The sequence below is a fragment of the Rahnella sp. P4_A8 genome, assembly GCF_056402435.1.
Window position 1 is genome coordinate 1 of sequence record NZ_JBFUHK010000367.1, and the last position, 606, is coordinate 606.

Consider the following 606-nt stretch of genomic DNA (forward strand, 5'->3'; position numbering starts at 1 on the left):
TGGTAATACAGGGTAATGTTTCAAATTGCTGTATACGAGAAGGGATGCCATAACGCTGAATAACGGAGGGGGCTGCAACGATGGTGCAAGGAATAGTTACCAGATGACGGGCTATGTAATCACTGTCATCCAGTTGGCCACGGCTCACAATAATGGCTAAATCCAGATCGTCTCGCAGGGATTCAAGACCAGACAAATTTGTGACACAGCTAATTTCCAGATCCGGGTGCTGGCAGGCGAAATCGGCAATCACAGAACCCAGCAGTGCAGGACCTATTTCATTGGGAATACAGATACGTAGTGGCCCCTTGAGCTGCATCTGCCGCAACGTTAATTCTGTTTCAGTTTGTTCAAGCGCTTCCAGTAATGGCTTCGTCCGGGTATAGAGCAGGTGCCCCGCTTGTGTGAGTTTCATATATCGGGTGCTGCGCTCAATGAGCTGAAGATTCAGTCTGTCTTCTAACTGAGAAATACAACGACTCACGTTTGATGTCGGCATTTCAAGGACTTTAGATGCCCCAACAAAACTGTCTCTTTCAACCACCGCAATGAAAACTTTCAGGGTATTAAAATCAAGAGCTGGCCGCATCAACTATCCCATAAATG

At 46.9% G+C, this 606-nt stretch carries 1 protein-coding gene; it reads right to left on the minus strand.

Going from position 1 to position 606, the window contains the following annotated elements:
• Positions 1 to 589, minus strand: a 589-nt coding sequence (locus tag AC1DUO_RS26030) for a LysR family transcriptional regulator (RefSeq protein WP_477989628.1), incomplete at its 3' end; no start/stop codon positions are given.
• Positions 590 to 606: the final 17 nt, after the last annotated feature.